10 protein-coding genes and 1 tRNA gene are annotated in these 12,761 nt (G+C 71.5%); 3 read left to right on the forward strand and 8 right to left on the reverse strand.

Going from position 1 to position 12,761, the window contains the following annotated elements; all coding sequences use genetic code 11:
* Positions 1–47: 47 nt before the first annotated feature.
* The 3 genes from AB0L25_RS18480 to AB0L25_RS18490 all read right to left on the reverse strand — a co-directional run bounded on the left by AB0L25_RS18480 (position 48) and on the right by AB0L25_RS18490 (position 3,049).
* Positions 48–443 (reverse strand): SCO5389 family protein, encoded by a 396-nt coding sequence (locus AB0L25_RS18480; protein WP_500173576.1) that lies wholly within the window; start codon positions 441–443, stop codon positions 48–50.
* Positions 444–545: 102 nt separating this feature from the next.
* A complete protein-coding gene (locus AB0L25_RS18485) occupies positions 546–1,871 on the reverse strand; it encodes a family 1 glycosylhydrolase (RefSeq protein WP_500173578.1) in 1,326 nt (441 codons plus the stop codon).
* A 101-nt stretch (positions 1,872–1,972) separates the two neighbouring features.
* Complete coding sequence (locus AB0L25_RS18490) at positions 1,973–3,049, reverse strand: alkene reductase (RefSeq protein WP_500173580.1); 1,077 nt, start codon at positions 3,047–3,049, stop codon at positions 1,973–1,975.
* A gap of 101 nt (positions 3,050–3,150) precedes the next feature.
* Between AB0L25_RS18490 and AB0L25_RS18495 the strand changes: the two genes are divergently transcribed.
* The 3 genes from AB0L25_RS18495 (at position 3,151) to AB0L25_RS18505 (ending at position 6,531) form a co-directional block, all read left to right on the forward strand.
* Positions 3,151–5,763, forward strand: coding sequence for an AAA family ATPase (locus AB0L25_RS18495; RefSeq protein ID WP_500173583.1), 2,613 nt, complete (start codon positions 3,151–3,153; stop codon positions 5,761–5,763).
* Between the two features lie 263 nt (positions 5,764–6,026).
* The gene (locus tag AB0L25_RS18500; RefSeq protein ID WP_500173829.1) at positions 6,027–6,335 is read left to right on the forward strand and encodes an ADP-ribosylglycohydrolase family protein; all 309 of its coding nucleotides are present in this window, start codon (positions 6,027–6,029) and stop codon (positions 6,333–6,335) included.
* A 120-nt stretch (positions 6,336–6,455) separates the two neighbouring features.
* Positions 6,456–6,531: transfer RNA gene (locus AB0L25_RS18505), tRNA-Lys, on the forward strand.
* A gap of 282 nt (positions 6,532–6,813) precedes the next feature.
* On the opposite strand, the gene AB0L25_RS18510 is transcribed toward AB0L25_RS18505, so the two are convergent.
* The 5 genes from AB0L25_RS18510 to AB0L25_RS18530 form a co-directional block, all read right to left on the reverse strand.
* Positions 6,814–7,440, reverse strand: a complete 627-nt coding sequence (locus AB0L25_RS18510; protein ID WP_500173585.1) for a tyrosine-type recombinase/integrase — start codon at positions 7,438–7,440, stop codon at positions 6,814–6,816.
* Positions 7,441–8,063: 623 nt separating this feature from the next.
* Positions 8,064–9,440 carry a hypothetical protein gene (locus AB0L25_RS18515; protein WP_500173588.1) on the reverse strand — a complete coding sequence of 459 codons (1,377 nt, stop codon included), beginning with the start codon at positions 9,438–9,440 and terminating at the stop codon, positions 8,064–8,066.
* Positions 9,364–9,741 carry a hypothetical protein gene (locus AB0L25_RS18520; RefSeq protein WP_500173590.1) on the reverse strand — a complete coding sequence of 126 codons (378 nt, stop codon included), beginning with the start codon at positions 9,739–9,741 and terminating at the stop codon, positions 9,364–9,366. The genes AB0L25_RS18515 and AB0L25_RS18520 overlap by 77 nt, the downstream gene beginning before the upstream one ends.
* A gap of 157 nt (positions 9,742–9,898) precedes the next feature.
* Positions 9,899–11,185, reverse strand: a complete 1,287-nt coding sequence (locus AB0L25_RS18525) for a DUF4241 domain-containing protein (protein ID WP_500173592.1) — start codon at positions 11,183–11,185, stop codon at positions 9,899–9,901.
* A gap of 384 nt (positions 11,186–11,569) precedes the next feature.
* Positions 11,570–12,643 (reverse strand): barstar family protein, encoded by a 1,074-nt coding sequence (locus AB0L25_RS18530; protein WP_500173594.1) that lies wholly within the window; start codon positions 12,641–12,643, stop codon positions 11,570–11,572.
* Positions 12,644–12,761: the final 118 nt, after the last annotated feature.

A 12,761-nucleotide genomic window follows, 5' to 3' on the forward strand; every position in this document is an offset into this window, starting at 1 on the left:
GGGGCCCCCAGGGCCCCGGCCAGGCCGCCGCCTTGTTCCTTGGTTGGTCAGCAGTCGATCAGTTCGGGGGACTGGTTCAGGATTTGGGCCCTCGGGGAGACGAAGCGGTCGTAGCGGTCGGCGGCGCCTTCGGTGCGCGGGTCGAAGGCGGCGACGCGGTGGCAGTTCTGGAACGCCAGGCGGACGCCGAAGTGGCGTTCGAGGGCGCCGCGCATCGCGTCGCTGGCGAGGGCGCGCAGCAGTTCGCCGCGGGCGCGCTCGTCCGGCGGCGGGGTCTGGTTGTCGGCGAAGCCCTCGCCGCCGTCGCGCATCCGCTCGACGACGCCGCTGATCACCTCCCACGCGTACGGCAGCGAGGCGCGCACGCACGCGACGAACGACGCGTCGTCCACCTCCCCCTTCATCGCGGTCTCCATGAGCCGGTCGTCGACGGTCAGCGACATGAACGCACTCCCTCTGTGCGGGGTGGGCAGGACGCCTCCACTCTCACATGGAAACGGTTGTCATTTCCAGTGGCGCGAGGTTGGGAGTTTCCGGACGAACGGCTACGAGGCGGGCGGGGTCGCGGGCCTGCCGAAGCAGCTGCCGAGGGGGTCGCCGATCGAGCACCAGCCCGGCTTCCGGACCGGGACGTACCCGGACGGGACGCCGCGGCGGGCGATCAGCGACCGGTAGGTGGGCACGGCCTCGGTGGGCCGCCGGGTCAGGGACGGGTCGGTCAGCACGTCGACCGTGTAGAGGCCGAAGCGCGGCCGGTAGCTGCCCCACTCGTAGTTGTCGGTGAGGCTCCAGTAGTTGTAGCCCATCACCGGCACGCCCTCCGCCATGGCCCGCTGGATCCAGTAGATGTGGTCGCGCAGGTGGTCGGAGCGCGTGTAGCCGTCCGGGCGGGGCTTGCCGTCGTCCATGGGCATGCCGTTCTCCACGATGAAGATCGGCAGGTCGGGCACGCGCAGGTGGTACTGCTTCAGCGCGTAGTACAGCTCCTCGGGGGCGGGGTCGATCTTCCACAGCTCGCCCGTCAGCGCGTGGGCGGCGCTGATGTTCTCCAGGTTCGCGCCGTAGTAGTAGTCGAGGCCGATGAAGTCGAGCTTGTCGGTGGCCTCGTTGAACAGGGCCGCGTCGAACAGTCCGTTGACGACCGTGCCGTAGGCGACGTTGCTCGACACCATGGCGCCCGGGTCGATGCGGTGGATCATGTCGTAGGCGGCCCTGTGGGTCTTGACGAGCGCCTTCTGCATCGTGAGGACCTGCCCCAGGTCCAGAGGGCGGTGCGCCAACTCCCGGTAGATGTACGAACTGGCCTCGTTGAACGTGACCCACAGGACGTCCATGTCCTTGTAGCGGTTCACGACGAACTCGGCGTGCCGGAGCCAGTCCTGCTGGGTGCGGGGGTCGTCCCAGGCGCCCTGGTCCGCCACCCAGCCCGGGTACACCCAGTGGTCGAGGGTCAGCATCGGCCGCATCCCGGCGGCGCGGATCCGGCGGACGAGGTCGTCGTAGTAGGCGATCGCGTCCGGGTCGCGGTGGCCGCGGCGGGGTTCGAGGCGGGCCCACTCGACGGACGTCCGGAAGACGTTCACGCCGAGGCCCCGCGCGAGCCCGATGTCGCTCGGGTAGCGGTGCCGGAAGTCGACGGAGTCGTGGTACGGGTCCTCGACCTCGCCCGCGCGGCTCTCGACGTAGCGCGTCCAGTTGCTGTCGGGGAACGAGCCCTCGCTCTGGAAACCGCTCGTGGAGACGCCCCAGAGGAAGTCGGCGGGGAACCTGACGGTGCCGCGGGCGTCCGCCGCGGCCGGAAGCGCCGTCCCGGCCGCGACGAGCAGCACCAGGACGGCCAGGAGACGTGCGCAACGGGATCTGCCGGGCACGGGGAACCTCCGAGGAACATGAGTCTTTCTCGGACTACAGATCCCTGGGAGGTTCCCGTCAATCCCCTCGGACGGCCACATCCGGCGCGCCCCCGCGGGCTTCAGCCGGCGAGCACCGGGTAGTCGGTGTAGCCGCGGTGGTCACCGCCGTAGAACGACGCCGCGTCGGCCTCGTTGTACGGGCCGCCCGCCCGGATCCGCTCCGGCAGGTCCGGGTTCGCCAGCCACAGCTGCCCCAGCGCGATCGCGTCCGCGACGCCGTCGCGCAGCGCCGCCGCGCCGTCCTCGGGGCTCGCCGGCGACCCGTCCGCGACCGGGTGCGGGTTCAGGACGAGCGCGCCCGGCCAGCCGTCGCGGATCAGCCGCGTCACGTCCCGGTTGCCCAGCTCCATGACGTGCAGGTACGCGAGGCCCAGCGGGGCCAGCGCCGCGACGAGCGCCCCGTACACCTCCGGCACGTCGCTCTCGGTCACCCCGCCCGCGCCGTTCCCCGGCGACACCCGGAAGCCCGTCCGCTCGGGCCCGATCGCGTCCGCGACCGCCCGCGCCACCTCCGTCCCGAACCTGACGCGGTTCTCGACCGACCCGCCGTACCCGTCCGTCCGGACGTTGCTGCCGTCGCCCAGGAACTGGTGGATCAGGTACCCGTTCGCGCCGTGGATCTCGACCCCGTCGAAGCCCGCGTCGATCGCGTTGCGCGCGGCGGCGGCGAACGCCGCGACCGCCTCCGCGATGTCGTCCACCGTCATCTCCCGCGGCACCGGATGCTCCAGCATCCCGTCCGGGTGGAACATGCTGTCACCGCTGGCGATCGGCGACGGCCCCACCGGCAGGCCCCCGTCCGGGTACAGCACCGGATGCCCGACCCGTCCCGAATGCATGAGCTGCGCGAAGATCCGCCCGCCCGCGGCGTGCACCGCGTCCGTCACCTTCCGCCACGCCGCCACCTGGGCGTCCGCGTGCAGCCCCGGCGTCCACATGTACCCCTGGCCCCGGACGCTCGGCTGCACCGCCTCGCTCACGATCAACCCCGCGCCCGCCCGCTGCCGGTAGTACTCCGCCGTCAGCTCCGACACCTTGCCGTCGTCGAACGCCCGGCTCCGCGTCATCGGGGCCATCACCAACCGGTTCGGCAGCTCCAGCTTCCCGATCGACACCGGCTCGAACAGCTCGTCCATCACGTCCTCCTAGCGGCGTTTCCGATGGTCACGAACCTACGAACCCCCGCACACGGGCCGCATCCGTACCGTTTCGGTACCTGGCCCCGTAGTTTGGACACGTGCTCTACGGGCGGAACACCGAACGAACGCGCATTTCCACCCTCCTCGCCGAGGCCCGCGACCACCGGCGCAGCGCCGCGCTGCTGCTGCGCGGCGAGGCGGGCATCGGCAAGTCCGCGCTGCTGGACGACGCCGCGTCGACGCTCCGCGCGTCCGGCGGCACGCACGTCCTGCGCGCCGTCGGCGTCGAAGCCGAGGCCAACCTCGCCTACGCGGGCCTGAACCAGCTGCTGTGGCACGTCCGCGACCGGCTCGACGCGCTGCCCGCCGCCCAGTCGGCCGCGCTGCGCACCGCGCTCGACGACCCCGGCGCCCCCACCGACCACCGCGACCGGTTCACCGCCGGCCTCGCCGTCCTCACCCTCCTCGCCGACCTCGCCGAGGAGAACGGCCCCGCCCTCTGCCTCGTCGACGACGCCCAGTGGCTCGACGGCGCCACCGCGCAGGCCCTGCTGTTCGCCGCCCGCCGCCTCACCGCCGACGGCGTCGTCATGCTGTTCGCCGCCCGCGACGCGGGCTTCGCCGGCACCGGCCTGCCCGAGCTGCTCCTCGAACGCCTCGACGCCGCCGACGCCGAACGGATGCTCGCCGACCGGGACGTCCCGCGCGCCGCCCGCCCCCGCGTCATCCGCGAATCCCAGGGCAACCCCCTCGCCCTCCGCGAGCTCGCCGCCGCCGGGCAGCGCGCGCCGTGCAACCCCGACCCCCTCCCCGTCGCCGACCGGGTCACCGCCGCGTTCCGCGAACGCATCGCCGAACTCCCCGACAAGACCCAGGTCATGCTGCTGATCGCGGCCGCCGAAGGGCGCGGCCACATGCCCGCCCTGCTGCGCGCCGCCCGCCGCTTCGACGCCGACCTCACCGACCTCGCCGCCGCCGAACGCGCCGGGCTCGTCGACGTGTCCGGACGGTCCGTCGCCTTCCGGCACCCGCTGATCCTCACGGCCGCCTACCAGGGCGCCGTCGCGACCCAGCGCATCGCCGTCCACCAGGCCCTCGCCGACAGCGCCGACGACGTCGACTGCCGGGTGCGGCACCGCGCGTCCGCCGCGATGGTCCCCGACGAGGACGTCGCCAAGGAACTGGAGGACGCCGCAGAGCGCGCGCGGAACCGCACCGGCTACGCCACGGCGTCCGTCCTCTACCAGCAGGCCGCCGAACTCACACCCGACACCCAAGCGCGCGCGGCACGCCTCGCCGCCGCCGCCGACCTCACCCTCCAGGCGGGCAACGTCGAGGAAGCCGAACAGCTCTCGGCGTCCGCCGAACACCTCCTCACCGACCCCGCCGCCCGCGCCCGCCTCGGCCGCGTCCACGCGACCGTCGAGTTCGAACGCGGCGACCCCCGCGCCGCCGTCCGCATGCTCATCGAGCACGCCGCCCACGCGGGCCCGGACGACCGCACGGCCATGCTCCGCGACGCCGCGAACTACGCGTGGACCTGCGGGGACGCTCCGTCCGTCCTGCGCATCGCCGCCACCTCGGACGACCCGTACGTGCGGGGCCTCGCGCACCAGGTCCGCGACGAGCACGACCGCGGCCTGCCGCTCCTCGCCGGCCTCCTGGACCGCCCCGGCGACCTCATCCGCGCCGCCCAGCTCGCCATCATCGTCGGCGACGACCGCGCCGTCCTCGACCTCGCCGCCGCCGAAGCCGCCCGCTGCCGCCGGCACGGCCTCGTCGGCGCCCTCCCGAACGTCCTGCAGACGCAGGCCCACGCGCAGATCATGCTCGGCCTGCACGCCGACGCCGAGGCGTCCGTCGCCGAGGCCGTCGCGCTCGCCCGCGACACCGGCCTCGCCCGCCGCGCCGGACGGCTCCGCGCCGCCCTCGCCCGCGTCGCCGCCATCGAGGGCGACGAGGACCGCCTCCGCGACCTCGCCGCCGACGCCCCGCCCCCCGGCGGCGGCTTCGCCGACAGCGCCCGCGCCCTCCTCGACCTCGCCCTCGGCCGCCACGACGACGCCCTCCGCCGCCTCGACGACATCGCCGGCGGCCCCCGCCGGCACGGCAGCCACGCCATCCTGTCCGCCGCCGACCAGGTCGAGGCCGCGGTCCGCGCGGGCGCCCCCGACCTCGCGCGCCCCGCCCACGACCGCTTCCGCGCCTGGGCCCGCGCCGCGAACCAGCCGTGGGCGCTCGCAGTCGCCGCACGCTGCGAAGCCCTCCTCACCGACGAGGAAGAACCCTTCAAGCTCGCAGCCGAGCTGCACGAACAGTCCACGCGCCCGTTCGAAAGAGCCCGAACCGAACTCCTCTACGGCGAATGGCTCCGCCGTTCACGACGACGCTCCGACGCCCGCGTGCCGCTCCGCTCCGCGGTCGAGACCTTCGAACGCCTGCGTGCCGCCCCGTGGCTCGACCGGGCGCGCGCCGAACTCCGCGCGACCGGCGAATCCGCCGCGACGCCCGCCGCACCCAACGCGCTCGATCGGTTGACGCCGCAGGAACTCCAGGTCGTCCGCCTCGCCGCCGAGGGCACCAGCAGCCGCGAGATCGCCGCACAACTGTTCCTGAGCCCCCGCACCGTCGAGTACCACCTGTACAAGGCGTACCCGAAGCTCGGCATCTCCTCGCGCAAGGAACTCTCGAACCTCCTGGAGCCCGCGTGAACCGCGCCTACGCGACCCTCCAGGCCCTCGCCGTCGGCGACGCGCTCGGCTCGCACCCCCCGTCGGCGCCTGGTACTTCGGCGACCCCGCCACCGCCGCCCGCCAGGCGGCCCTCTCCGCCGAGGTCACGCACCCGCACCCCGAAGCCGTCGCCGGCGCGATCGCGGTCGCCGTCGCGGCCGCCCCCCCCCCGCACCACCCCCGGCGCGTTCCTCGACACGATCATCGACTGCACCCCGCCGACGAACGTCCGCGCCGGCATCATCGACGCCCGCCGCCTCCTCCCCCTCGGCGACCCGGCCCTCGCGTCATCGGTCCTCGGCAACGGACGCCGGGTCGCCGCGCACGACACCGTCCCGTTCGTCCTCTGGGCCGCGGCCCGCAACCAGGACGACTACGAGCGCGCCTTCTGGACGACCGCGGCCGCCGGAGGCGACATCGACACCAACTGCGCCATCGTCGGCGGCATAGTCGGCGATCCCCCCACCCACTGGCGCGCCCAATGCGAACCCCTCCCCCTGCAACCCCACCGGACCGCACGCCCCAGCAAGATCCGCGGCCCAAGCCCCTAGCCCACACCGTCAAATCGAACGCCCCGCCAACCCGCTCAACACGCCCCGACCCCCACGATCACCCTTCCCCGCCGTAACCCCGTCGCGAACCCGGCACCGATCTAGGTACGCTTGCTCAACGGGTCGCTAGCTCAATTGGCAGAGCTCCGGACTTTTAATCCGTAGGTTGTGGGTTCGAGTCCCACGCGACCCACCACCCCTGACCAGGGCAAACGCCGTCTACGGCGGCCTTGGCCGCTCCCGCCTGGGGCCGCACTGAGGCCATCCTGGGTCCCGGGCGTTCCGGGCACACCGGACAGCCTTCATGCCTCCAACCCGGCCAACGGCTCGACGCCCCGCCGGGCATGACTGATCACCGCATCGCCCCTGGGATGGGTGACACGCGTGGCGTATTCAGTTAGCCCTTCAAACGTCGACGACGGGGAACGAGGGAGCCAAAAGGCTCTAGAAGTGCGCGGTCATGGCCTGACGCCGGCGTTTAGGGGCGCTGAGGGCGACCTATCTGGCGCGCGGGATGGGCCGAGGAGGCGCCCGGTCGCGATGCCGTCTTCCGGCCGCGGCGGCGCTTCTTGCGGGTGGGTGCTTGGCGGCGGGTCCGGTTGGTGCCAGGAATGACACCTCGCGCTTTCATGACATGAGCGGCGGTCTTTTCCGCGGCGCGGTGGGCGACCTCGGGGAGGACGGAGGTGTAGGTGTCGGCGGTGAGGACGATGCTGGAATGCCCGAGCATGTCCTGTACCACTTTCAGCTCCACACCGGCTGCCAGGGCGAGGGTGGCGGCACCGTGCCGCAGGTCGTGCAGCCGGATCGGCGGCAGCCCGTGCTCGGCTATCAGCGTGCGGAAGATGCAGCTGAGTCGGTCCGGCCCCAGGGGACCGCCGCCGGGTCGGGTGAAGACGTAACCGCTGTCCCGATACGCCTCCCCCGCTTGCTGTTGTTCCTTCTGCTGGACATCGCGGTGGGCGCGCAGGGCCGAGACCGTCGTGCGGTCCAGGGCGATGACACGAGCGCTCGAGGCGGTCTTGGGCGGGCACGCCGTCAGATGTCCTTGATGCTGCTGGATCTGGCTGCGAGATGACCGCGACGCCCTGCTCCAGGTCCACATCGCACCAGCGCAGCCCGGCCGCCTCCCCGCGCCGCAGCCCGCGCAGGGCAATCAGGTGATACGCCGCATAGAGGCGGTGGTCACCGATGGCGTCGAGGAACTCGGCGGTCTGCGCCGCCGTCCACACCGCGACCGATGGACGCTCCCCCGTCCGCTGCCAGTGCTCGACCCTCGCTGCGGTCCACACGACCGCGCGCGGACGCCGGGCAGGCGGCAACTCCACCCGCGCGGCTGGATTGTCGGAGATCAGGCCCCGGCGGAGCGCGGCGTTGAGGGCGGTGCGCAGCGTCGCCCGGATCCGTTTCAGGGTGGCCGCCGTCAGCGGCCTTCCTTGACGCTCGTGGTCGCGGGAGATGCGCGCGAACATCGCCTGCAGGTGCGAGACCGACAGCTCGGCCAGCGCCACCGTGCCCAGGTACGGGGCGAGGTAGAGACGGACGTGGCTCGCATATCCGCTGACGGTGGACGCCGCACCGGTGCGGGTGGCCAGCCAGTGCGTAAGCCACTCGCCCACCGTGACGAGCTCACCGCCCGAATTCAAGGGCGTTCGGAGGTGGGCGAGAGCTTCTTCGGCGGCTTTTCTGGTGGGGAAGCCGCCGCGGCGGATCCGCCGACGACGGCCATCAGCGCCAACCGGCAGCTCCACCCGCAGATACCAACTCCCATGCCGCCGGCCGGCAGCCATGTTCGGGCAGCGGTCGCCCCACGCTCTCCCCGTCCGGGGATCCACGCACCCGCACCGCCGGTAGACCCCACCGACACTCTTCGTAATCGCCATGCACGCTTCGTACACCGAAGACATAGATCGTTGTGAGCTTCTTGCCAACCTCCTCAGCAGAACAGGCATGCCGCAACGGAACGATCAGGACGCTGCTCCGCCTTATCTGCGACAACCACCTCAATGCGCAGGGGCTCACCGGCTCTCGCGGGCCGGCTGACTGCTGTGACACGGTTTCAGAACGGGGGCTCTTCAGTGGGTTCGTCAACCTGCAGCAGCTGGTCGAGCTGGGTTTGGGGTGTTGGAGGATCGCCACGGCGTCCTTGATGTGGCCGAGGTCGATGAGGTAGTCGGCCAGAATGCTGCCGCCATCGTCTTGTTCGAGGAGGGCAACGGCCTCCTCGGTGCGTCCGGCGTCGGCCAGCAGCTCGGCAATGGCCCAGGTGTCGCGCTCAGGGTGTGCCATGGCCAGGTCGATCGCCTCCTCGCGGCGGCCGCACGCGACCAGCAACGGGAGCCGTATCCGGAAGAACTCCCATTCCTCCCGGCCACGGCGCGCCTTGAGGGCGTCGAGATACGCCAGGCCGTCCTCGGGACGGCCCTGGTCGACATAGTGGGTGCACAGCATGTCGACGATCCAGTCCTCCTCCCCGCCGGGCGAGTCCGCGAGCGAGCGCAGCACCTCCGTCGCCTCCTCGCCTCGCCCGTGCCGCACCAACAGCTCCACGAGACGAACGGCCACGTGGTTCCTACCGAACCCTGAACGCCCCGGCTGCCGGTACACCGCGATCGCGCCCTCCACGTCACCGCGCTCCTCCAGCACCTCCGCAAGACACTGCGCGGCGGTCCCGAGGGACTCGGCCACCGCGTACTCACGCAGTTCCTCGAGCCGGTCATGCCGGGCCAGCAGGTCGGCCAGCTGGTCTCGGCCGTTGACCGAGGTGGTTTCCCGGGTGCGCAGCAAGGCGATCGCCTCCTCGACGCGGCCCTGGCGTTCACGGATCGCCGCGAGCAGGTCGACGGCGTTGAAGGGTTCGATCCTGCGGCGGCTGCACGACGGATCGTCGCAACTCCGGGGCGCATTGATACAGGCGGTCAGCAGCGCGGCGGCGTCCTCGCCCCGGCCCGCAGCCTCGGCGACGTCGACCAGGACGGCGGCCAGCCACGCATCCTCGACATGCGGGCGCAGTAGAGTGAACGCCTCATCAGCCCGGCCATGCCGCGCGAGCAGACGCGCGACGAACCCCCAGCGCCGAACGCGAACGCTCTCCCGCCTCCGCATGCGGACGGGCCAGCACGATCGCCTCGTCGCCCCTACCCCACTCCTCCAACATCGCCGCCATGGCCTCGACGGCCTTCCACCATCCCGTGGCGACATACGGGGCGAGGACCTCCGACGCTTCTACTCGCCGCCCCTGTTCGGCGAGCAGCCGTGCCTGCTCTCGAGCGCAGAACCACTCCCCACGGCTGGCCTGGAACTCCACCTCATCGGTATGGCCGAGTTCGATAAGCCGCGAGACCAGGTGCGGAGGAATGCAAGCAGCGTAAGTCCTGGTCTTGTAATCAAGATCAGCGGCATCCATGGACGTGCACCCTAGCCTCCGCCTCGGATGTGGTTGAGGCCCATTCAGCGCACTGACGTCGTCGCTGTGTCATCCGCTAATTGAGGGGCTCTTGACAACGCCGACCTGCGGATTTCGCCAGAGCCGGTAGCTTCACCCGCGGGCCCTCACTCATGGTCTACCGAGGCTCGGCGAGCGGGTATCTGTCGCCGTCCTGACCCGGCTCCTGGGGGTCCAGCGGCTCGGCGCGGTTGACGATGAGCATGTCGGCGACGAGGGCGGCCACCTCGCCGTCCGCGCCGCGGCCGATCCAGGTCGGGTAAGATCCGTCGCCCCACCCGGCCGGGAACACGATGAGATTGGCGCCCGTCGCGGGGTCGGTGAATTCGGGGGTCTCGTCGTCCTCGTCAGGGCCGAACTTCTCCTCAAAGGCCTTGTCCGCGATGCTCGCCAGGGCCTCCACGGCTGCGGCGTCCACGAAGCATCCGAGCCCGGAATCGACGCCGAAGCCGAAGAACTGTTTCTCGCCCAGCGTGCGGGGGTCCTGGCTTTCGAGCAGCGCGAGTTCCCAGCTCGTCACAGGCACGTCGCGGACGGCGAGCCTGGCCGCGGCCATCCGCCGGTGTTCCGGCCAGGCGTCCGGACGGACCCAGGACAGCATCAGGTCGTACTCGCCCGGCGGGATCGCCGTTGTGAACGGTTCGGCGCCGCCCTCCAGCCAACCGGGGTCGGCGGCCGCGACCCTGCCGGACGGCATCCGCAGTGTCCCGGCCCGTCGAACCTCGACGGTGACCGCGTCGCCGGAATCGAGCCGGAATCGCGAGCCGTGGACGAGGACCCGGTCCAGGTTCCGGGGCGCCAGCGGGCGGGGCGGCCGCCAGGGCCGCTCCTCGGCAGGGAGCCCGTCGCCTTCGGCCGGGGAAACATCACGCAAGACCGGTTTTTCGGCGAGTTTCCAGTCGCCATCGCTCAGGAGAGCGGCGAAACAGCTCCAGTCGCCAAACTCGGGGACGTCCACCCAGTGGTCCTCCGGAACGATCTCGCTGCCGGTGTCACAGCGGCCGCCGGCGTCACCGCCCGGCTCGTCCTGCAGCCACATCCGCCCGTCCAGGTGGACGACCCAGGTCCGACGCGCCGCGTTCCCGTCGAACTCGGGCTGCTCGGCGTTCGCGTACGTCCACGAGCGCATCCGCTGGATGAAGAAGCGGCCTTCGGCCAGCAGACGCCCTTCGACCTGGAAGTCGCGGCGCAGTTCCTCGTCCAGCAGCCAGGTCGAGCAGTAATGCTCCGCCCACGCGATCTCGACGACCGCGACCGGCCCGTCGGCCGAGGACAGCAGGACGGCGTACTGTTCGCCCGCGCGGTCCCGCGTCCGGGCCCGGCTCGTCGACAGCGGCCCCACCGCCGTACGGGTCGCCGGGTCCCAGCCCTCGCAGTAGAAGACGTCGAGTTCAGCCACGTTCATGCAGGTTCCCGTCTCGTGGGGTGTGGCCGTGGACGCTACCGACCTGCTGAGACATTTAGGGAAACCTGCCACACCGGGCACCTCCCCGTGACAGCACGGCACGGGCTCCGCCCGGACGTTACGGGCGGGACTCACGCGCAAGGAGACTACGTAGCGTTGAGAAACGTGGCAGTCCGCCGATCGAGTTCACCCTGGAGCCGGGCCAGACCATCCACCTGGAGATCGCCCCGGGAGGCAACGGTCTCCAGGCCTGGCATGTGTACACGTCGACGGGGCACCCGCGGCTGACGCTCTTGACGTCCGCCGACTGAGCGAGCCCGGCAGGGGGCGTCGTAATCCCGCCCCCTGGCTGCATAGGTGCATGCCGCCCGGGCGACTTGCGGCTTACGCCATAGTGACGTGCATGCCGCCCTCGGCCAGGACGTCGAGGACCCCAGCGAACAGGTCGCAGGACTCGCCGTCGGGTGTCAGGGTTTGGGACAGGTGCTCACGTGCGGTCGCGGCGTCTCGCCAGAGCAGGGTCGCGGGGGCGGTGTATCCAAAGGTGCCGCCCAGGCAGTCGTCCAGGGCCGCCAGGCAGCCGCCGAAGTAGCCGCCCGGCCCGTTCACCGCCTCGCCCAGCGCCAGGAAGAGGCCCGGTTCGTCTGTGACGTCCCGACCGTCGAGTTCGTAGGCGTGACCGGCCGGACGATCGCGGTGAGAGAGCCGACAGCCTCGTCCTCGGACGAGATCGAGCCAGGCCACGCGGTGCCGGGTGTCGAGGTCGGCCCAGGTGTTCGGAGTGTCGGGCGGTCCGGTGAACCACCGCTCCCAAAGGGGCCGAAGGTGTTCGGGAACGGGCGTGAAGCCCCTTCCGTCGAGTTCCAGGTCGATCAAGTCCGTTCCGGTGGAGGATGGGTGCCAGGTTTTGACCTTGGCCCTCTGCACCCGGTCGGTGAGCAACTCTCCCTGGTCGTCCCGTATCTCCAGGGCGATCTCCTCCAGGTTCAGCGCCCGCCGGGTGCCCTTCGCCAGCGCCGCCCGCAACCGGCCAGTGGGGGCCAGCCCCCGCAGGACGAGCGGAGGCGTGATCTGTTCGGGCGGCAGGATCTGAGCGAATTCGACACAAAAGCCGAGCCACCGGTACTCGTCGTGCACGCGGACGCGGCCCCGATACCCCTCGGGCGGGCCTTCGTAATCGTCGAGGCCGGTGAGCACGAGACTGCCCGTCCCCGGGTGCCCTCCCAGACTTCGGGCGTCCTCCAGCAGCCAGGGGCCGAACGCGTCGTCGTCCGGCAGCAGCCACACCCGGTCACCGACCCAGCCCTGTATTTCGGCGCCTTCCGGGGCCCAGCCGAACAGCTCGTACGTCCCGCATTCGGGCTTGCCGAACAGACCGTCCACCGCGGCGCACATGCCCAAGACGTGGTCGTCGTCCGTATCTACCAGTGCGAACCGCCCGTGCCCGCGATGCTCCATGGTGCGAATCATGCCCGGACGTGCCTTCGCGACAAAGCACGTCTCCGGGGGCTCGTCCAGTCACTGGACGGTCCCGCCTGCGACTCGAAGTTCAGCGTCCGAGGGATCCGTTACAGTC

Source organism: Spirillospora sp. NPDC052242 (assembly GCF_040679555.1).
Lineage (GTDB): Bacteria > Actinomycetota > Actinomycetes > Streptosporangiales > Streptosporangiaceae > Spirillospora.